Below are 19,353 nucleotides of genomic sequence, written 5' to 3' on the forward strand. Positions count from 1 at the left end.
CGGCATCCCCCACCCCGCCGTCGACGCGCCGATGAACGGCGTGCCGAGTGGGACACGCCACGACACGGAGTGTCTCACTCGGCACGGCGTTTATCGTCAGCGGGAAGCAGAGTCAGGCGCCCAACAGCCCCGCCCCGACCGACTGCCCGGCGGACGGAGCCGGCGGCACCGCCCAGAGCCCCGAGCCGACGTGCTTGAGGTACTCCCCCATCGCGTCGGTGGACAGCGCGCGCTGCAGCGCGATGTACCGGTCGGGGCTGCGCTGGAACGACAGGAAGAACAGCCCCGCGTTCAACCGGCCGAGGTCGGTGTTCCCATCGACGAAGTTGTACCCGCGACGGAGGATCCGGATGCCGCCGTTCATATCGGGATGCGCGAGCCGCACGTGGCTGCGCGCATCGATACGGGGCGTACCCGCCGCATCCGTCGCCGAGAAGTCGGGAGCGGAGAACTCGTCACCGCCCGACAGCGGCGCCCCCTGCGCCTTGTCCCTGCCGACGACGCGGTCCTGCTCGGCGAGACGCGTGCGATCCCAGGTCTCGATGAGCATCGCGATGCGCCGCGCGACGAGGTACGACCCGCCGGCCAGCCACGCCGGCCCCTCGGATGCCGGGACCCAGACGTTCTCCTCCAGCGCAGCGGTGTCGTCGGCGAGGATGTTGGCCGTGCCGTCCTTGAACCCGAAGAGGTTGCGCGGCGTGGCCTGATCACTCGTCGTCTTCGAGGTGCGGCCGAAGCCCAGTTGCGACCAGCGGATCCGGGCCCGGCCGAACGCGATGCGGCTGAGGTTGCGGATCGCGTGCACGGCCACCTGCGGGTCGTCGGCGCACGCCTGGATGCAGAGGTCGCCGTCCGAGCGATCCGGGTCGAGATCGTCGCCGAGGAAGGCCGGCAGACGCTCGAGCCCCGGCGGACGCTGATCGGCCAGGCCGAAGCGGTCGTCGAAAAGCGACGGACCGAATCCGAACGTGATCGTGAGGTTGCTCGCGGGAAGCCCCAGAGCCTCGCCGGTGTCGTCCGGCGGTGCCTCGGGCGATCCTCCGACCGCACCGGTCGCACTGACGTCGAGCCCCTGCATCATGCGGGTCGCGGCATACGTCCAGTCCTGCAGCAGCGACGCGACGTCGTCCCGCGTGGTGCGGGCCATCATGTCGAACGCGGCGAAGTGCAAGTGGTCCTGCACCGAGGTCGTGATGCCCGGTTGATGGATGCCGGATGCCGGTGCCACGGCATCCATCGCCTGTCGCGCCTGCTCCTGGCCGTAGGCGGCACCCCCGACGACCCCCGCGCCCGCGCCGACGATGAGACTCGTGGCGCTCGCGCCGAAAGCGAGACCGATCAGGTCGCGGCGCGACACCCCGCCGACGGGCGTCGCCGAGTCGTCGACCGGGTTCGTCGCCTCCGGGGTGTTCTCGTCGTCGCTCATCTCACTCCAAGACGGTGACGGTGAGCTGCGACAGCGGCTCGGCGAGGGCGTTGATGAGGTCGGTGAACTGGCGCTTGTCGTCCTCGGTGAGCTGAGCGTAGGCCACGAAGCCCGCCTCGGAGGAACCGTGCGCCGCGAGAGCCGACTCGAGGTCGGCGTAGCCGGTGTCGATCCGCGCCACGAGCGAGGCACCCTTGTCACCCTTGGACTCGGCGAAATCGCGCACGAGCGAGAACGCCATCTTGGAACCCTCGACGTTGGCCGCGAAGTCGTAGAGGTCGGTCCCCGACCACCAGTCCTCTTCGCCGCTGATCTTGCCGGTCGCGACCTCGTCGAGCAGCGCGATGGCGCCGTTGGAGATTCCCGCGACGCCCTGCGCGTTCAGGGTCTGCTGGAACTCGTCGGAGTGCACGTAGTCGTACAGCTGCTGCGTGTCGGCGATCAGGGTGTCGCCGTAGGACGCACGCCCGGCGGGAGTGGACGGCGCCCAGTCCTTCCAGGCCGGGGTCTCGCCGTCGGCGTTGAGGGCGTCCTGCGCCGGGACCCACAGGTCCTTCTCGATGCGGTGGAAGCCGGTCCAGGTCAGGCCCTCGGCGACCGCATCCACTTCGCGGTAGTCGATACGCGGATCGAGGTCGCCCAGCGCCTCGGCGATCGGCTCGATGCGCTCGTAGTACGCGCGCACCCGCGGGAACTGCTCGCGCGCCGCGGCGTCGTCTCCGGACTCGTACGCGGCGGCGAAGGTCTGGACAGCGGGCAGGAGCTGGCCGACCTGATCCTTGACGAAGGCGGCGTACAGGTCGATGGCCTGTTGCTTCTGCTCGGCATCCTCTCCGGTGATCTCGACGGCGTCGCCCGTCACCGCGAACGCGGCACGACCCACGCCGTCGCCCACCATGCCGGGCTTGCACAGCGTGAAGTAATCCCCCGGCTGCGCGGTGACCGTGAGCGTGCGCGACGCCCCGGGGGCGACGTTCTCGACCTCACCGACGATGCGCAGACCGTCCGAGGCGAGCAGGTAGAACTCCGTCACCTGATCGCCCTTGTTCGCCACGTCGAAGGCGAGCGTGCCGCTGGACGCGGTCGCCGCCGAGACGTCGCAGCCGTCCGCCGTCGAGGTGACGGTGAGGGCGCCGCTGCCGGCCGCGTCCGTCTTGGCGACGCAGCCCGAGAGGACGAGGACGGCCGCGCCGACCGCAGCCGTGGCCGCAAGGAGGCGAGTCGAGTTCATGATGCTCCGTTCGGGTGGGGAACGGATGCCGCGGCGGGAGCGGCATCCGGAATCGAGGACGGCGACATCGGCGTGGGCGCGACATCGTCCGTGGGGGTGCGCGGGGCGGTCGGGCGGCGGTTCGCCCGGACGCCGCGGACGAAGAGCGGGACGACGACGGCCACGTACAGCACCCAGGCGACGACCTGCAGCCACGTCATCTGCGGCATGAAGCCGACCGTGGCCTGCAGCAGCGCCGCCAGCGCACCGCCGGGGGCGATGACGCCCGAGAGGTCGAAGGCCCAGCCGAAGGGGAAGGCCGCCCAGCCGACGGCCACGATGCCCGTGGCGGTGTCGATCGGCGCCGCCGCCCCGAACGGGCCCGGGAGCGCCCCCGCCTCCTGCAGGTCGTGGACGGCGTACGCCAGGACGCCCGCGGCGACCACGATGAGGAACGCACCGGTCCAGGTGAAGAAGCGGCCGAGGTTCAGTCGGAGCATCCCGCGGGCGATCAGCCAGCCGAGCACGGCGGCGGCCGCGAGGCCGAGGACGGCACCCAGCAGAGCCAGCGGCGCGTCGCCGAAAGACTGCACCATCGACCACAGTAAGAGCGTCGTCTCGACACCCTCGCGCGCGACCGAGACGAAACCGATCGCGACGATCGCCCACACGCCGCCGCGGAGCGCGCGGTCGACGCCGCCCTCGAGGCCGGACTTGAGGGTGCGGCCGGCCCGCTGCATCCAGAAGATCATCCAGGTCACCATCGCCACAGCCAGCAGCGACAGAGATCCACCGATGAGCTCTTGCGCCTCGAAGGTGAGCATGTAGGCGCCGAAAGTGAACACCGCTCCGATGCCGACCGCGAGCGCGATAGCGAGCCCCACGCCGATCCAGAGCCGCGGCAGGGCGTCGCGACGCCCGAGCCGCGATAGGTAGGCGACGAGGATGCCCACGACCAGGGCCGCTTCGAGGCCCTCACGGAGGCCGATGAGGAAGGTGGCGAGCACGGGCGGTGACCGACTTTCGGGATTCGGGTGGGAGCCGCCACGCTGCGGGTAGGTAAGGGCAGCCTCACCTGACTCAGCCACATTACGCAATGAGCGCACTCCCTCGCACCCCACCGATCGGCGGGCCACCCCCGCCGGTCGGGGGATATCCGTTCGTCGGGTGACCCCGGGTGGGGGGCGTCACATTCCGCTCGGGGCGGGAGTTTTGCGCCCCGATCGGGAAAATCCGCCCCCGACCGCGCGCGTCGACCGTCCCACCCGCGGGCACCGCACCGACGGCGGGCCCGCCCCGGTAACCGTCGGCAACAATCGCCGCGACGTGCGCGCGGCGATCTAGCCTCGTCGCATGTCCGAGCTGAACCTCCCGATCCTCGACCTCTCGCTCCTCGACCAGGGGCCCGAGGCAGCCGCCCGCTTCCGCGACGATCTGCGCACCGCGACACGCGACGTGGGCTTCTTCTACCTCACCGGAACGGGGATCAGCCCCGAGCTCGAGGCCCGCCTACTGCAGGCGGCGAAGGACTTCTTCGCCCTGCCCGAGGCCGAGAAGCTCGCGATCGAGAACGTCACCAGTCCCCACTTCCGCGGCTACACCCGCGTGGGCGGCGAACTGACCCAGGGGCGCGTCGATTGGCGCGAGCAGATCGACATCGGACCCGAGCGCGACGCGATCACCGATCCCGATGGCCCGGGCTACAACCGCCTCGTCGGCCCCAACCTCTGGCCGCCCGCCCAGCCGGAGCTTCGCGAGGTCGTGACCGAGTGGCACGACCGCCTGACCGAGATCTCCCGCACACTGCTACGCGCCTGGGCGCTCTCGCTCGGCGCCGAGGAGGAGTACTTCGATCGCCACTTCGGCGACCCGCAGACCCTCATCAAGATCGTGCGGTACCCCGGGAAGGACGACCCCACTCCCCAGCAGGGGGTCGGAGCGCACAAGGACTCGGGCGTCCTCACGCTGCTGTGGGTGGAGCCCGGCAAGGGCGGCCTGCAGGTCCAGCGCGACGGCGAGTGGGTGGACGCTCCCCCGGTCCCGGGGGCTTTCGTCGTCAACATCGGCGAACTGCTGGAGTACGCGACGCAGGGCTACCTCACGGCGACGAACCACCGCGTGATCTCGCCGCGGTACCCCGACGAGCGGATCTCGGTCCCGTTCTTCTTCAACCCGGCGCTCGACGCGGTCCTCCCGATCATCGACCTGCCCACCGAGCTGGCGGCCGACGCCCGCGGCGTCTCCCAGGACCCGACGAACCCGATCCACGCCACCTACGGCGAGAACGCACTGAAGTCGCGCCTGCGCGCCCACCCCGACGTGGCGGAGCGCTGGCACCCCGACCTGCTCGCCGCCCGCGCGGCATCCTGAACCTCGCCCCTTCCCCATAAACGCCTCCTGCACCGGGAAACGCTCGCCGAGAGCGTGTCTCAGTGCAGGAGGCGTTTATCGGTCGATGCCACACCCCGCGCCGCCACACCCGACCGCAGCCGCAGCACCTCGCCGGGGAATGACGAAGGCCGCCCCACACCGTGGGGCGGCCTTCCAAGAATGTTTTGCGCGATAGAACGCTGGCGCGATTAGCGACGCAGACCGAGACGCTCGATGAGCGAGCGGTAACGGTTGATGTCGACATCCTGCAGGTAACCCAGCAGGCGACGGCGCTGACCGACGAGCAGGAAGAGTCCACGGCGCGAGTGGTGGTCGTGCTTGTGGATCTTGAGGTGCTCGGTGAGGTCCTTGATGCGCTGCGTCATCATCGCGACCTGCACCTCGGGGGATCCGGTGTCACCGGGGTGCGTCGCGTACTCTTCGATGATCGCCTTCTTGACGTCTGCTTCGAGTGCCATAGATGGGATCCCCTTCCTCTTGTTGCGCGGCGCCCGACGCCTGATGCGTGGGCTCTCTTTATCCGCGGCCGATCCAACGGCAACCGCATGAGTCTACCAGCATCCGGATGCCGACGCCCACCGCCGCACGCGCCCCTCGCTCGCGGAGTGCCGTAGCCTCGACGCGTGCAGTTCACCGTCCGCGTCAAGCCCGGGAGCCGGCGCGGGCCCCTCGTCGAAGACGGACCCGACGGCCTCGTGGTGCACGTGCGCGAGCGGGCCGTCGACGGTGCCGCGAACACCGGAGTGGTGCGCGCCCTCGCGGAGCACTTCGGCGTCCCGCCGCGCGACGTCGAGATCCTGCGCGGCCACACGTCCCGCGTGAAGCGCGTCGAGGTCGACGCGTGAGCCACCGCGGGGCCCTCATCGACCTGCGGCCCCTCACGACGTCGCCGGCGTTCGCCCGGCTGTGGATCGGCTCGACCCTGTCGGGCATGGGCGGGCAGCTGACGATCGTCGCGGTGATGCTGCACGTCTTCGAGCTCACGCAGAGCACGTTCGCCGTGTCGATGATCGCCGTCGCAGGGCTCCTCCCCATGATCGCGGCGGGGCTCTACGGCGGGATGCTCGCCGACGCGTTCGACCGTCGCACGGTCGCCCTCGTCGCGGCGACGGTGACCTTCGTCTCCACGGCGCTGCTCGCCGCGCTCGCCTGGACAGGCCTGGAGACCGTCGGCTGGCTGTTCGTCCTGAGCGTGGTGAACTCCGCCGCGAACTCGATCGTGCTGGCCACGAAGTCGGCGATCACCCCGCGACTGCTGCCGCGCGAGCTGCTTCCGGCCGCGGCGGCTCTGCAGGGCGTCACCGTCGGGATCATGGTCATGGCTGGTCCGGCCCTTGCGGGCGTGCTGGTGGCCGTGGCCGGGTACGCGTGGACCTATTCGCTCGACGTCCTGCTCATGACGTCGCTGTTCCTGGGGTTGTGGTCGCTGCCGCGGCTGCGGCCCGAGGGCGAGATCGTGCGCCCGGGATGGCAGTCCTTGCGCGACGGTGCGCGGTTCCTCCGCAATGCGCCGAACATCCGCCTGCAGTACCTGCTGGACATCACCGCGATGACCTTCGGCCAGCCGGTCGCCCTCTTCCCCGCGATCGGGGCCGTCCTGCTGGGCGGTGGGGCGATCACGACCGGCGTGCTGACCGCGGCGGTCGCGGCGGGCGCGTTCCTGTCGAGCCTGTTCTCGGGACCCGTCGGACGCGTACGTCGGCAGGGCCTCGGCATCGAACGGGCGATCCAGGTGTACGGGCTCTCGATCGGGGCGTTCGGCCTCGTGCTGCTCGCGGCGACCCTGGGCTGGATGCGCCCCGCGGACACCGGCGAAGGCACCGGCGCCGTCGCGCTGATCGTCCTCGCGGCGATCACGCTGGCCGTCTCGGGCGCCGCCGACAACGTCAGCGCGATCTACCGCTCGACGATGATGCAGGCCGCCGTCCCGGATGCCGTGCGCGGGCGCCTGCAGGGCATCTTCATCGTCGTGGTCGCCGGCGGGCCGCGCATCGGCGCCCTGTACGCGGGCACCCTCGCGACGCTCACCATGCTCTGGGTGCCGCCACTGCTGGGCGGCATCCTGATCCTCGCCCTCGTGGGGCTGCTCGTGCGTCTGACTCCGCGCTTCCGGGAGTACGACGCACTCCACCCCGTGCCGTGAGCCTCGTCGCGAGCGCCCGGCCAACCGCCGGCGGATTCCGGACGTCTCACCCGCCCGGGTCCGCGCGGCGACGACACCGGGCCTAGGGTCGGGACGTGGCATCCGGTCCTTCCCCCTCCCCCGTATCGATCACGGTCCAGTTCGTCCTCACGGGCATCGTGTGGGGATCGAGCTTCCTCTTCATCGCCGTCGCCCTGATGGGCATGACCCCCGCGCAGGTCGCCGGCGGGCGACTGCTCTTCGGCGCCCTGGCCCTGGCCGCGGTCGTCGCGATCCGCCGCGAGCGCCTCCCCCGCACCGTGCGGGTATGGGCCCACCTGAGCGTGCTGAGCGTGACGTTCTGCGTCGTGCCGTTCCTCCTCTTCGCGTGGGCGGAGCAGCACGTCTCGTCGGGTCTGGCGAGCATCTTCAACGCCACAACGCCGATCATGACCGCGATCATGGCGTGGGCGGTATTCCAGGTGGAGCGCCTGCGTCCGGGGCAGCTCATCGGGATCGCGATCGGCATCGTCGGGGTCGTGGTGATCATCGCCCCCGGCGCGATCGCCGACATCGGCGGCAGCACGATCGCCCAGGTCGCCCTCCTCGGGGCGACCGCCTGCTACGGCTTCAGCCTCGCCTACATGCGACGCTTCCTCGGCGACACGGGCCTGTCGGGCATCGCTTTCGCCTTCGGCTACATCGGTCCCGCCGCGGTGCTCATGCTCCTGCTGTCGCCCGTGATCCTCGCGGAGCCGATGCAGCTGACCGTCCCGATCGTCGCGAGCATCGTCGCGCTCGGCGTCCTCGGCACGGGACTGGCCTACGTGTGGAACCAGAACACGTTGCGCGCGTGGGGCCCGACCCGCGCCTCGACGGTGACATACATCACGCCCGTCGTCGGCGTCGCGCTCGGCATCCTCGTGCTCGGTGAACGCCTCACGTGGAACGAGCCCGCCGGTGCGGTGATCGTGTTCCTCGGCATCCTTTTGGTGCAGGAACGGATTCGACTGCGCCGCACCGTCCGCCCCTGAGCGGCCCGTCGACGACGAAGACCCCGGATGCCGTGGCATCCGGGGTCTCGAAAAGTCAGGCGATCAGGCCTGGAGCGCGAACTGCAGGTCGAGCTCGATGGTGACGTCCTTGCCGACGAGCACACCGCCGGTCTCGAGCGCGGCGTTCCAGGTGAGGCCGTACTCCTCGCGGTTGATGACCGTCTTGGCGGTCGCGCCGGCCTTGTAGTTGCCCCACGGGTCGGTGCCGAAGCCGCCGAAGTCGATCGCGAAGGTCGCGGGCTTGCTGACGCCACGGATGGTGAGCTCGCCGTCGACGAGGAAGTCGCCGTTCTCGACGCGCGTTCCGGTCGAGCGGAAGTCCATCGTCGGGTACGTCTCGATGTCGAAGAACTCGGCGGAGCGGAGGTGCTGGTCGCGGCCCTCGTCCTTGGTGTCGACCGAGGTGACGTCCACGGACGCCTCGACGGTGGCCTCGAGCGGGTTCTCCGGGGCGACGAGGGTGGCGCTCTTCATGCCGAAGGTGCCGCGGACCTTGGAGATCATCATGTGGCGAACGGTGAAGGTCACCTCGCTGTGCGAGGGGTCGAGCACCCAGGTGCCCGCCTTGTAGCCGGGGATCTCGAGCGTGGTCGTGTCGGTCATGTCACTCCTTGAGGTCTGGGGAGCCGGTTCGGCGTCCTGCCGATGCCCAACTCTCATTCATCCGAATGTATTCCACGTTCGCGGAAAATGACGAACCCGAAGAGGCCGCGGCCCCCTCGGGTTCGTGAACAACCGGTGAAACGCCGGTCAGCCGACCTTGATCAGGTCGATGATGAAGATGAGGGTCTTGCCGCCGAGGAAGTGCCCGCCGGCGGGGCCGTACGCCAGGTGCGGCGGGATCACGAGCTCGCGGCGTCCGCCGACCTTCATGCCCGGGATGCCGTCCTGCCAGCCCTGGATCAGGCCGCGCAGGGGGAACTGGATGCTCTCGCCGCGTCCCCACGACGAGTCGAACTCCTCGCCCGACTCGTACTCGACACCGGCGTAGTGGACGGTGACGGTGTCGCCGGGCTTGGCCTCGTCGCCGTCGCCGACGATGATGTCGCGGATGACGAGGTCGGAGGGGGCGGGGCCGCTGGGAGCGTCGAACTCCGGCTTGGTGCGATCAGTCATGACTCCATCCAAGCACGACCACGGCGCCCATGACGGCCCCGGACAAAGACTCAGCGCCCGGTGCCGCGGCGATGCCTGCGTGTCTCCCGAGCGCTGAGTTGGTGTATATCGATGGTGCTCCGCCACCGCGACGCTGTCAAGACCCCTCCGGGCGTTCCCGACTCAGGGCGCCAGGAGTGCTGCGCGGGCCGCGGTCGTCTGCTGCAACAGCGCGCGCTCCTGCGTCGCCGCGGTCGCATCGCGCCCCGACAGCGCGCGCTGGCGTGCGGCGGCGAGCGCCGTGGCATCCCGGATGAACGTCCGCATCTGGGCCGAGCGGTCGCCGGGCAGCGACCGCGCCCACGCCACCGCCGAGCGGCGACCGGGACCCGTGGCGAGCATGTCGACCTCCTGCGCGGTGAACCAGCCGGCCGCGGCGTACTCCCCCAGCCGTGCGCGCGTGAGCCGCGCCTCCTCCCGGCGGAGGGCCAGGATGCCGAGGATGAACAGCACGAACAGCGGCACCTGAAGGGTGGCGTACAGCTCGAAGAAGTTGAAGAACGCCGCCGAGCCGTTCCACAGTGCGTGCAGCACGATCGCTCCGACGAGGCCCGGCACGGCGTAGCGCAAGGCCGGACCCGTCCGCAGCGCGCGACGGGCGGCGAGGCCCAACGCGAAGCCGGTGAGGCTCGTGAACATCACATGCGCGAACGGCGAGAGCACCGCCCGCAGGAAGAACACACCGCCCACCTGCACCGCCCCACCCTCGATGAAGCTCACCGCGAAGTACTGCACGTTCTCGGTGAACGCGAAGCCCGCGCCGATGAGCGCGCCGTAGACGATTCCGTCCACGGGGCCATCGAACGAGCGACGGGCACCCGCGTAGAGCAGCAGCAGGCCGAGCCCCTTGGCGACCTCCTCGACGATCGGCGCCTGGACCACGGACCCGAAGGTGTCGCCGAGGCCGCCGACGAGGAGCGCGAGCACCGCGTCGACCCCGAGGGCGATGGCCACCGACGCGATCGCTCCCCACGCGACGGCGAAGACGAGCAGCCGGCGGGGCTCCGGCTCCCATCGATCGATCAGACGCACCGCGAACCACACGATCACGAACGGCACGACGGCCAGCAGGACGCCGACGAGCGACGCCGCCGCTCCGAGGAAGCGCACGAAGTACAGCACGAGGAGAGCCAGCACCGGGACGAGCAACGCGGCGGCGACCCACAGGATCACTCCGCTGCGGCGGGCGCGCGCGGGGACCGCAGCGGCTACCGGCGCACTCGAACGGGGGGCATCGGTGATCGGCGCGGGCTTGCCCGGGCCCGGCTGCCACAGGGGCGACGGGTAGCTCATGCGCACAGCCTAGGGGCGCTCTCGCGAGGGGCCGCGTCGCAAGCGCTGCACACCGCATCGGTGCCGGGCACCTCGCGTCGTGCGGCCCGGTAGCGTGGGGGCATGCGTTTCGCCCACGTCCGATCCCCGGAGGCGGCGGATGCCCCTCGCCTCGTCAGCGTCCACGGCGAGGAGTATGCGTTCGTCGACGAGCTCTTCCCGGGTGCTCCCGCGACCCTCGAGCAGCTCATCGCCGGCGGCGAGGCGCTCCTGGACCGCGTGCGCGGGGCCGCGGACACCGCGCCGCGGCATCCTCTCGAGGGCGTCCGGTTCGCCTCGGCGGTGCTCGCTCCCCCCACGATCCTCGCGGTCGGGCTGAACTACGCGGCGCACTCGGGCGAGCTGGGCTTGAAGACGGATGCCGGTCCCACGGTGTTCGTGCTGTGGCCGAACTCGCTCACCGCCCACCACGAGACCACCTCGTGGCCCCGCTCCCTCAGCGAAGCGGTCGACTACGAGGCCGAGCTCGGCGTCATCATCGGACGCCCGGGTCGAGACATCGCCGAGTCCGACGCCCTCGACCACGTGTGGGGCTACACGGTGGTCAACGACATCACCGCGCGCAACATCCAGTTCTCGGAAGCGCAGTGGTCGCGCTGCAAGTCGTTCGACGGCTTCACCCCGACGGGGCCTTTCGTCGTCACCGCCGACGAGATCCCCGACCCGCAGGATCTGCACATCTGGACGGTCGTCGACGGGCACACGGTGCAGGATGCCACGACAGGACAGATGGTGCGGTCGGTGGCGACGCTCGTGCACAAGCTGTCCGAATCCGCGACGCTGCTGCCCGGAACCCTCATCTCCACCGGGAGCCCCGGCGGCGCCGGATACTCGCGCGACCCGCAGATCTTCCTGCGCGACCGCTCCACGGTGACCGTCGGCATCGACGGCATCGGCGAGCTGACGACCCACTGCCGCATCCTGGACTGACGCGCCGCGGGCCCGCCCGAGCGCCGAGACTGCACCCGACTGACAATTCCCCCGCAGGCCGCGGGGGTTTCGTCAGGCCGGTGCAGTCTCGCGGATCGAGGCTTACTCCTCGACGACGCTGTCCGCCGCGCGGATCACCGGGATCGCCTCGGTGATGGCCTGCAGACCCGACAGCCGCGCGGGCGAGATCTGCTTCATGACCTCGTCGCGGGACATGAGCCCGGCCTCGACGACGAGATCGGCGACGTTGCGGTGGGTCAGCAGAGCGGTCTTGGCCAGAGCCGCGGCGGCGGCGTACCCGATGAACGGCGTCAGGGCCGTGACGACCCCCACCGACGAACCGACCATCGCGCCCAGGCGCTCACGGTTGGCCGTGATGCCGTCGACGCAGTTGACCCGCAGCGTCCACATCGCCTGACGCATCCAGGTGATCGACTGGAAGATCGAGTGCGCGATCACGGGCTCGAACGCGTTGAGCTGCAGCTGGCCGCCCTCGACGGCCATCGTGACGCTCATGTCGGCGCCGACGACCGAGAACGCGACCTGATTCACCACTTCGGGGATCACCGGGTTGACCTTGCCGGGCATGATGCTCGAGCCCGCTTGGCGTGCCGGCAGATTGATCTCGCCGAGGCCGGCCTGCGGACCACTGGAGAGCAGCCGGAGGTCGTTGCAGATCTTCGACAGTTTGATCGCGTTGCGCTTGAGCGACGACGAGAACGACATGAACGCGCCCGTGTCGCTCGTCGACTCGACCAGGTCGGTCGCCGTCTCGAGGTCGAGACCGGTGATCTCACGGAGGTGCCGCAGCACCGACGGGCCGTACTCGGGATGCGCGGTGATCCCGGTGCCGATGGCGGTGGCCCCCATGTTGATCTCGAACATGAGGTAGGCGTTCTCGGTGAGGCGGTTGTAGTCCTCGCCGAGCGTCGTCGCGAAGCCGTGGAACTCCTGGCCGAGCGTCATGGGCACGGCATCCTGCAGCTGAGTGCGCCCCACCTTCAGGACGTCGTGGAACTCCTCGGCCTTGGCCAGGAACGACTGGCGCAGCAGTCCGAGCTCCTCGAGCAGGCTCTGCAGCGTGAGGGACAGGCCGATCTTGACGGCGGTCGGGTAGACGTCGTTCGTCGACTGGCTGCGGTTGGTGTCGTCGATCGGCGAGAGGAACGCGTAGTCGCCCTTCTCCCGGCCCGCCATCTCGAGGGCGATGTTGGTGATGACCTCGTTCGCGTTCATGTTGGTCGACGTGCCGGCGCCGCCCTGGATCACGCCGACGGTGAACTCCTCGTGGAACTCCCCGTCGATCACCCGCTGGGCAGCACGGTCGATCAGCTCGGCCTTGGCCGGGTCGAGCACGCCGATCTGCCGGTTCGCGCGCGCGGAGGCCTGCTTGACCATCGCGAGGGCCCGCACGAGATCGGGGTAGACCGAGATCGGTCGCTTGGCGATCGGGAAGTTCTCCAGCGCCCGCGCGGTGTGGATGCCCCAATAGGCATCGGCGGGAATCTCGAGAGAACCGAGCGAATCGGTCTCGGTGCGGGTGCGCGTCATTGCGTCCAAAGCCATGGGGGGAAGTCCTCGTGGGTCGTCACGGCGGTCAGGGATGCCACGAGCCTAACGACCGCGTCCGGAGTCGTCGTTGGCCACCACGGCAGGTCGCGGGACTCACGCACTCCCCCGCGTACAGCGGCTCACCGCTTGCGCGAGAAGGCCTCGAGACGCTCCTCAGGCGACAGCGCGGCCATGCGCGCGACCCACTCGGGCGTGAAATACCCCGCCGGCTCGGCGTCGACCACCGGCACCACGGCGTGCGTGATCGTGTCGTCCCAGACGTGCACGAGGTGGAACGAGCGGCCGGCATCCATGCCGTTGACCTCGTCGGCGGGGCGCGCGAGATCCATCGTGTAGCACGAGGCGGCGGCGACGCTCACCGGGACCCCGGCGAACGTTCCCGAGGTGGAGTAATGCAGGTGCCCGGCCAGGATCGCCCGGACGTCGCTGCCCGCGATCGCGGCCGCCAGACCGGGCTGATCGCGCAGCTCGAGGATGTCGAAGAACGGGATGTGCGTGGGAAGCGGCGGGTGGTGCAGCGCGAGGATCGTGCCCAGCGGCGCCGGTTCGGCCAGCTCGGCGCGCAGCCACTCGAGCTGACGGGCATCGAGGTCGCCGTGGTGCCAGCCGGGCACCGTGGAGTCCAGGGCGATCAGCCGCAGTCCGCCGAGGTCCCACACCCCGGTCACCGGCTCCTCGGTCGGCTCGTCGTCGAGAAGCTCGGCGCGCAGCGCCGGCCGCTCGTCGTGGTTGCCCGCGACCCACACCACCGGCGCGCCCAGGCGGTCCGCCCACGGCTCGACGGCGGCACGGAGCGCGCGGTACGCCTCGGGCTCACCGAGGTCGGTCAGATCGCCGGTGAACACCACGGCATCCGGGCGCACCCCCGTCGCCTCGGCCGCCTCGAGCGTGCGGCGCAAATGCGCGGCGGCGTCGTACCGGCCGCCGAGCAGTCGATCGCCCGCGAGCAGATGAGTGTCGCTGAGGTGGAGGATCACGCGCCGTGCGGGCGCGTGCTGACCGAACTGCACCGATGCCATGCCCCCAGCCTAAGAGGGGGTGCCGACACGGAGGACGTCAGTGGCGGAGCAGGATCAGCAGGAGCGCGCCGAGCACCGCCGCCGCGCACACGGCGAAGCACACGTACGCCCCGACGAGCGCGAGCCTCTTCTGCCCCGCGCTGAGCGGGTTGCGCGCGGCCGCCTTGGCGACGGCCTTCGCGGCGCGGCGCTTCTGCTTGTCGGAGATCACGGTGATGGCATCCGTGAACTCCGCCGGCGCGACGAGCGGCGGTCGTCCGCCGCGCACGAGTAGGCGCAGACCCAGGGCATAGAAGGTCACGACGATCGCGGCGCCGAGGAGGGCCGCGAGGAACACATGGAGGAATGCCTCCCAGTCGATGGTCATGAGCGGTCCTTCCCCGCGGCGGTGCGCTCGAGGCGGCGCTGGCGGCGAGTCGGACCGGGCTTGCGCGGAACCTTCACCGCCGCGCCGGAATCGGCGACCTCGCTCATCGCGTTCGCGGAGGTGACGGCGTCTTGCCGCGACCGCAGGAACAGGCCCAGGATGATCGCCACGGCGATGACGGCATCCACCGCGACACCCCACCCGCCGAGCCACACCACGACGAGGGCCGCCGCAGCCCCCACGGCGCCGGCGGCGGGGAGCGTCAGGACCCAGCCGATCATGATGCGGCCGACAGTGTTCCAGCGCACGGTCGACCCGCGACGGCCGAGCCCCGACCCGATGACCGAGCCCGAGGCCACTTGCGTGGTCGAGAGGGCGAAGCCCAGGGCGCTGGATGCCAGGATCGTCGCGGCCGTGGAGGTCTCGGCCGAGAAGCCCTGCGCGGGCTTGACGTCGGTGAGGCCCTTGCCGAGCGTGCGGATGATGCGCCAGCCGCCCATGTACGTGCCGAGGGCGATCGTGATCGCGCACGCGAAGATGACCCACAGCTGCGGGTCTGGATCAGAGGTCGACTGCCATCCGACCGTGATGAGGGCGAGCGTGATGACGCCCATGGTCTTCTGTGCGTCGTTCGTGCCGTGGGCGAGGGCGACGAGGGACGACGTGAAGATCTGCCCCCAGCGGAAGCCGTCGCGGCCGTCGGCCTTCATGTCGTACCGCCGCGTGATGCCGTACGCGATCTTCGTCACCGCGAAGGCGATGACGCCGGCGGTCAGCGGGGCGATCAGAGCGGGGAGGATCACCTTGCTCAGCACGACCCCGGTGTCGATGGCCGAGGCGCCGACGCCGACGAGGGTGGCGCCGATGAGACCGCCGAAGAGCGCGTGCGACGAGCTGGAGGGAAGCCCCAGCAGCCACGTGAGCATGTTCCACGTGATCGCGCCGATCAGGCCGGCGAAGATGATCGGCGGGAAGATGTCGGGGCTCAACTGGTCTTCGCGGATCATGCCGCCCGAGATCGTCTTGGCGACCTCGGTCGACAGGAACGCTCCGACGAGGTTGAGCGAGGCCGCCAGGAGCACCGCGACCTTGGGCTTCAGGGCGCCCGTCGCGATGGGCGTCGCCATCGCATTCGCGGTGTCGTGGAAGCCGTTGGTGAAATCGAAGAACAGTGCCAGGCCGATGACCAGCACGATGACGAGGGCTGCGCTCTCCACCGATCGCTTTCCGTGAGGGGGAAGGAGGGATGCCGACGGGATCGGCGCGGAGAACGAAGAGTTCACCTGACGTTCGGCCCACGTTCACCGGGCCGACGACATCATTTCACCGGCGTTCCTTTCGGTCAAACGGAGGACCGCCGTGCAGGCGGCGCACGGCGGGACCGGACTAGCGTGGAGAGGTGACCGACACCGACGACCGCCCCGTCCCTCCCGTCGCCGCCCGCCGCCCCGCGGCGCGCACGCACCACGGCGACACCTTCGACGACCCGTACGAGTGGTTCCGCGCGAAGGACGACGCCGACGTCGTCGCCCACCTCGAGGCCGAGAACGCCTATACCGACGCGCGCACCGCGCACCTGGCATCCCTCCGCGACGAGATCTTCGGCGAGATCAAGGGCCGCACGCTCGAGACCGATCTCTCGGTTCCCGCGCGGCGCGGTCAGTGGTGGTACTACGGCCGCACGGTGGCGGGCGCGCAGTACGGCATCCAGTGCCGGGCGCCGCTGGCCTCGCCCGACGATTGGACCCCTCCCGTCCTCTCCCCCGACCAGCCGGTGCCCGGCGAGCAGGTGCTCTTCGACGGCAACGTCGAGGCCGAGGGCACCGACTTCTTCTCACTCGGCAGCTTCGAGGTCTCGAACGACGGCACGCGCATGCTCTACGGCATCGACGTCGCCGGCGACGAGCGCTACACCGTACGCGTCCGCGACCTCGTGACCGGCGAGACGCTCGCGGACGAGATCCCCGGCACGTTCTCGGGCGCGACGTTCTCGCCCGACGGACGCTTCATCGTGTACACCACCGTCGACGACGCGTGGCGCCCCGACACCGTGTGGCTGCACGAGATCGGCACGCCCGTGGATGCCGACGAGAAGCTGTTCCACGAGCCCGACGAGCGCTATTGGGTCGGCGCCGACTTCACGCGCAGCGATCGGTATCTCGTGATCGGCGTGGGCTCCTCGATCACCTCCGAGGAGCGCCTGGTCGACGCCGACGATCTGCGCGGCGACCCACGCGTCGTGTGGCCGCGCCGCGAGGGCGTGGAGTACTCCCTCGATCACGCGGTGGTCGACGGCGAGGACGTGCTGTACATCCTCCACAACGACGGCGCTCTCGACTTCGAGCTCGTCCGGGTCTCGGCATCCGACCCCGAAGGACCCCGCGAGACGGTGATCCCGCACCGCTCCGGCGAGCGGCTCCTCGGCGTCGACACCTTCCGCGACTGGGGAGTCGTGGCCTACCGACGCGACGGCCTCCCGCGTCTGGGCATGCTGTCGTACGCCGACGGCGCCGTGACCGAGATCGCCTTCGACGAGCCGCTGTACAGCGTCGGGACCGGCGGCAACCCCGAGTGGGCACCGCCCGTGCTGCGCGTCGGCTACGGATCCTTCGTGACCCCGGGCACCGTCTACGACTACGTCGTCGACACGGGCGAGCTGCTGCTGCGCAAGCGCCAGCCGGTGCTCGGCGGATTCGACCCCGACGACTACGGCCAGGCCCGCGCGTGGGCGACCGCCGACGACGGCACCCGCGTGCCGATCTCGCTCGTGTGGAAGCGCTCGTTCGGCGAACCGGGGGCGTCGGCACGGCCCGTGCACCTGTACGGCTACGGCTCGTACGAGCACTCCATCGAGCCCGGCTTCTCGGTGCCGCGCCTGTCGTTGCTGGACCGCGGCGTCATCTTCGCCGTGGCGCACGTGCGCGGCGGCGGCGAGATGGGCCGGCAGTGGTACGAGGACGGCAAGCTGCAGTCCAAGCGCAACACCTTCACCGACTTCGTCGCGGTGGCCCGTCACCTCGTGGCATCCGGATACACCACGCCCGAGCGGCTCGTCGCCGAGGGTGGCAGCGCCGGAGGCCTGCTCATGGGCGCCGTGGCCAACCTCGCCCCCGAACTGTTCGCCGGGATCCTCGCCGACGTCCCGTTCGTGGACGCCCTCACGACGATCCTCGACCCTTCGCTCCCCCTCACGGTCATCGAGTGGGACGAGTGGGGCGACCCGCTGCACGACGCCGACGTGTACGCGTACATGAAGTCGTACTCGCCGTACGAGAACGTGCGCGAGGGCGTCGCCTACCCCCGCATCCTCGCCGTGACGTCGCTCAACGACACGCGCGTGCTGTACGTCGAGCCGGCGAAGTGGGTGCAGCGCTTGCGCGAGGTCGGCGCCGACGCACTGCTGAAGTGCGAGATGGTCGCCGGTCACGGCGGCGTCAGCGGCCGCTACAACGCCTGGCGCGAGCGCGCGTTCGAGCTCGCGTGGCTCCTCGACGTGCTCGGACTCGCGGAGTAAGCGGGGTCGGTGCGGCTGCGCGGGTCCGGGTGCGGGCCTGCGGGGCTGGGGGTCGCGCGGTTACCGGAACAGGCTGAGCGCCGAGAACAGGCCCATTCGCGCAGAATGGGCCTGTTCTCGTGGCATCCCCTGTTCTCGTGACGACCAGGCGGATGCCGGCACCCCGGCGACCTGTCCTCCACAGGCGCAGAGGTGTCCGACTTCTCCACATTCGGGCCGATCCGGCGGGAGAGCTGCAGCCCGACGAGCAACGCTGGTGCGATGACTCCCGAGCTGCTCGAGTGGCTGTCGCGACGCGGCGGCGTCGCCCACACCTCTGTCGCCCGTGCCGCTGGGCACGGGGCGCGCACGATCGCCGCGGCCGTCGACGCGGGCGAGGTCGACCGCGTCCGACGCTCGTGGATACTCACACCGGAATGTCCGGCGGGGCGGCGTTCCGCGGCATCCGTCAGTGGGCGCCTCACGTGCGTGAGCGCGGCCCGAGATCGCGGGCTGTGGACGCCCGACTCTGATCGGGCCCACGTGTGGGTGCCGTCCACGGCGTCGCGCCTCGACCGCACAGGGCTGCACCTGCATCGGGCTACTCCCCCGGTGCCGGTGCCCCGCACGGATCCCGATGAACCGGTGATCAACGTGCTGTTCCACGTCGCACGGTGCCTGCCCCGCGCCGACGCGCTGGCGGTGTGGGAGTCGGCGCTGCGGACGGGCGCGGTGGATGCCGGCACCCTGGCGTCGGTGCGATGGGCCTCGACGCGGGCGAACGAGCTCGCCGCGGTGGCCGGGCACCTGTCGGACTCCGGGCTCGAGACGCACTTCCGGGACTTGCTGGCCGGGATCGGGGTGCGGATCCGCCAGCAGGTCTGGATCGACGGCCACCCCGTCGACGCGCTCATCGGCGAGTGCCTCGTCGTGCAGCTCGACGGCTTCGCGTTCCACCGCGCCGCGGCCGATCGGCGGCGCGATCTCCGGCAGGACGCGCGGTTGATCCTGCGCGGCTACACCGTGCTGCGGTTCGACTACACGCAGGTGCTGCTCGACCCCGCGTTTGTCGTAGACACCATCCGCACCGCGATGGCCCAGGGCCGCCACCTCCCGCGCTGAGGAGCCGACGTCGTGCCCGGCGGCGCGAGGCCGGGTCGTGCGCGGTCCGCTTCACGTGCGGCCCCGTACCCGATACAGGCCATGCACCCGACACAGGCCGATCCCGGCGTCATCGCCCTGTCCCGGCGCGCAGCCTGTTCTCGGCGCACAGCCTGCCCC

At 70.5% G+C, this 19,353-nt stretch carries 18 protein-coding genes; 7 read left to right on the top strand and 11 right to left on the bottom strand.

Going from position 1 to position 19,353, the window contains the following annotated elements; all coding sequences use genetic code 11:
* Positions 1-112: 112 nt before the first annotated feature.
* The 3 genes from efeB to efeU are packed head-to-tail and all read right to left on the bottom strand — an operon-like array spanning position 113 to position 3,643.
* Positions 113-1,426, bottom strand: coding sequence for an iron uptake transporter deferrochelatase/peroxidase subunit (efeB, locus tag FE256_RS13870; protein ID WP_138176629.1), 1,314 nt, complete (start codon positions 1,424-1,426; stop codon positions 113-115).
* A 1-nt stretch (position 1,427) separates the two neighbouring features.
* Entirely contained in the window at positions 1,428-2,657 is a 1,230-nt protein-coding gene (gene efeO, locus FE256_RS13875) for an iron uptake system protein EfeO (protein ID WP_138176632.1), read from the bottom strand.
* Positions 2,654-3,643, bottom strand: a complete 990-nt coding sequence (efeU, locus tag FE256_RS13880) for an iron uptake transporter permease EfeU (protein ID WP_138176635.1) — start codon at positions 3,641-3,643, stop codon at positions 2,654-2,656. Before efeU ends, efeO begins: the two co-directional genes overlap by 4 nt.
* A gap of 346 nt (positions 3,644-3,989) precedes the next feature.
* Between efeU and FE256_RS13885 the strand changes: the two genes are divergently transcribed.
* Complete coding sequence (locus FE256_RS13885; RefSeq protein ID WP_138176638.1) at positions 3,990-5,006, top strand: isopenicillin N synthase family dioxygenase; 1,017 nt, start codon at positions 3,990-3,992, stop codon at positions 5,004-5,006.
* Positions 5,007-5,215: 209 nt separating this feature from the next.
* Here FE256_RS13885 and rpsO read toward each other — a convergent pair whose 3' ends face one another.
* Entirely contained in the window at positions 5,216-5,485 is a 270-nt protein-coding gene (gene rpsO / locus FE256_RS13890) for a 30S ribosomal protein S15 (protein WP_013583433.1), read from the bottom strand.
* A gap of 165 nt (positions 5,486-5,650) precedes the next feature.
* On the opposite strand from rpsO, the gene FE256_RS13895 reads away from it, so the two are divergent.
* The 3 genes from FE256_RS13895 (at position 5,651) to FE256_RS13905 (ending at position 8,183) form a co-directional block, all read left to right on the top strand.
* On the top strand, positions 5,651-5,872 hold the full coding sequence (locus tag FE256_RS13895; RefSeq protein ID WP_138176641.1) for a DUF167 domain-containing protein: 222 nt from the start codon (positions 5,651-5,653) through the stop codon (positions 5,870-5,872).
* Positions 5,869-7,170 carry an MFS transporter gene (locus FE256_RS13900; RefSeq protein ID WP_138176645.1) on the top strand — a complete coding sequence of 434 codons (1,302 nt, stop codon included), beginning with the start codon at positions 5,869-5,871 and terminating at the stop codon, positions 7,168-7,170. The genes FE256_RS13895 and FE256_RS13900 overlap by 4 nt, the downstream gene beginning before the upstream one ends.
* Positions 7,171-7,265: 95 nt before the next feature.
* A complete protein-coding gene (locus tag FE256_RS13905) occupies positions 7,266-8,183 on the top strand; it encodes a DMT family transporter (protein ID WP_138176648.1) in 918 nt (305 codons plus the stop codon).
* 63 nt (positions 8,184-8,246) lie between these two features.
* On the opposite strand, the gene FE256_RS13910 is transcribed toward FE256_RS13905, so the two are convergent.
* The 3 genes from FE256_RS13910 to FE256_RS13920 form a co-directional block, all read right to left on the bottom strand.
* Entirely contained in the window at positions 8,247-8,807 is a 561-nt protein-coding gene (locus tag FE256_RS13910; protein ID WP_138176651.1) for a YceI family protein, read from the bottom strand.
* 147 nt (positions 8,808-8,954) lie between these two features.
* Positions 8,955-9,320, bottom strand: a complete 366-nt coding sequence (locus FE256_RS13915) for an FKBP-type peptidyl-prolyl cis-trans isomerase (protein WP_138176654.1) — start codon at positions 9,318-9,320, stop codon at positions 8,955-8,957.
* Positions 9,321-9,482: 162 nt separating this feature from the next.
* On the bottom strand, positions 9,483-10,652 hold the full coding sequence (locus FE256_RS13920; protein WP_138176656.1) for a PrsW family intramembrane metalloprotease: 1,170 nt from the start codon (positions 10,650-10,652) through the stop codon (positions 9,483-9,485).
* Positions 10,653-10,754: 102 nt separating this feature from the next.
* On the opposite strand from FE256_RS13920, the gene FE256_RS13925 reads away from it, so the two are divergent.
* Entirely contained in the window at positions 10,755-11,621 is an 867-nt protein-coding gene (locus tag FE256_RS13925) for a fumarylacetoacetate hydrolase family protein (protein WP_138176659.1), read from the top strand.
* A 102-nt stretch (positions 11,622-11,723) separates the two neighbouring features.
* Here the strand turns inward: FE256_RS13925 and FE256_RS13930 are convergent, their stop codons facing one another.
* The 4 genes from FE256_RS13930 to FE256_RS13945 all read right to left on the bottom strand — a co-directional run bounded on the left by FE256_RS13930 (position 11,724) and on the right by FE256_RS13945 (position 15,796).
* A complete protein-coding gene (locus FE256_RS13930; RefSeq protein ID WP_138176662.1) occupies positions 11,724-13,187 on the bottom strand; it encodes an aspartate ammonia-lyase in 1,464 nt (487 codons plus the stop codon).
* Between the two features lie 125 nt (positions 13,188-13,312).
* A complete protein-coding gene (locus FE256_RS13935) occupies positions 13,313-14,212 on the bottom strand; it encodes a phosphodiesterase (RefSeq protein ID WP_138176665.1) in 900 nt (299 codons plus the stop codon).
* Between the two features lie 37 nt (positions 14,213-14,249).
* The gene (locus FE256_RS13940; RefSeq protein WP_138176668.1) at positions 14,250-14,579 is read right to left on the bottom strand and encodes a peptidase; all 330 of its coding nucleotides are present in this window, start codon (positions 14,577-14,579) and stop codon (positions 14,250-14,252) included.
* On the bottom strand, positions 14,576-15,796 hold the full coding sequence (locus FE256_RS13945) for an inorganic phosphate transporter (protein WP_138176671.1): 1,221 nt from the start codon (positions 15,794-15,796) through the stop codon (positions 14,576-14,578). The genes FE256_RS13940 and FE256_RS13945 overlap by 4 nt, the downstream gene beginning before the upstream one ends.
* Before the next feature lie 182 nt (positions 15,797-15,978).
* Here FE256_RS13945 and FE256_RS13950 point away from each other — a divergent pair, with 182 nt between their 5' ends.
* Positions 15,979-18,093: a S9 family peptidase gene (locus tag FE256_RS13950; protein ID WP_138176674.1), complete on the top strand. Its 2,115-nt coding sequence runs from the start codon at positions 15,979-15,981 to the stop codon at positions 18,091-18,093.
* A gap of 261 nt (positions 18,094-18,354) precedes the next feature.
* Positions 18,355-19,194 (top strand): endonuclease domain-containing protein, encoded by an 840-nt coding sequence (locus tag FE256_RS13955; protein WP_138176677.1) that lies wholly within the window; start codon positions 18,355-18,357, stop codon positions 19,192-19,194.
* Positions 19,195-19,353: the final 159 nt, after the last annotated feature.

The sequence above is a fragment of the Microbacterium sp. 5K110 genome (assembly GCF_005774735.1).
Classification (GTDB): Bacteria; Actinomycetota; Actinomycetes; order Actinomycetales; family Microbacteriaceae; genus Microbacterium.

What these genes read in the sequence shown, in the direction of transcription:
- FE256_RS13910 (WP_138176651.1), bottom strand. Translation starts at nt 8,807, where the DNA reads ATGACCGACACGACCACGCTCGAGATCCCCGGCTACAAGGCGGGCACC.
- FE256_RS13920 (WP_138176656.1), bottom strand. Translation starts at nt 10,652, where the DNA reads ATGAGCTACCCGTCGCCCCTGTGGCAGCCGGGCCCGGGCAAGCCCGCG.
- efeB (WP_138176629.1), bottom strand. Translation starts at nt 1,426, where the DNA reads ATGAGCGACGACGAGAACACCCCGGAGGCGACGAACCCGGTCGACGAC.
- FE256_RS13925 (WP_138176659.1), top strand. Translation starts at nt 10,755, where the DNA reads ATGCGTTTCGCCCACGTCCGATCCCCGGAGGCGGCGGATGCCCCTCGC.
- FE256_RS13955 (WP_138176677.1), top strand. Translation starts at nt 18,355, where the DNA reads ATGACTCCCGAGCTGCTCGAGTGGCTGTCGCGACGCGGCGGCGTCGCC.
- FE256_RS13930 (WP_138176662.1), bottom strand. Translation starts at nt 13,187, where the DNA reads ATGGCTTTGGACGCAATGACGCGCACCCGCACCGAGACCGATTCGCTC.
- FE256_RS13935 (WP_138176665.1), bottom strand. Translation starts at nt 14,212, where the DNA reads ATGGCATCGGTGCAGTTCGGTCAGCACGCGCCCGCACGGCGCGTGATC.
- efeO (WP_138176632.1), bottom strand. Translation starts at nt 2,657, where the DNA reads ATGAACTCGACTCGCCTCCTTGCGGCCACGGCTGCGGTCGGCGCGGCC.
- rpsO (WP_013583433.1), bottom strand. Translation starts at nt 5,485, where the DNA reads ATGGCACTCGAAGCAGACGTCAAGAAGGCGATCATCGAAGAGTACGCG.
- FE256_RS13885 (WP_138176638.1), top strand. Translation starts at nt 3,990, where the DNA reads ATGTCCGAGCTGAACCTCCCGATCCTCGACCTCTCGCTCCTCGACCAG.
- FE256_RS13940 (WP_138176668.1), bottom strand. Translation starts at nt 14,579, where the DNA reads ATGACCATCGACTGGGAGGCATTCCTCCATGTGTTCCTCGCGGCCCTC.
- FE256_RS13915 (WP_138176654.1), bottom strand. Translation starts at nt 9,320, where the DNA reads ATGACTGATCGCACCAAGCCGGAGTTCGACGCTCCCAGCGGCCCCGCC.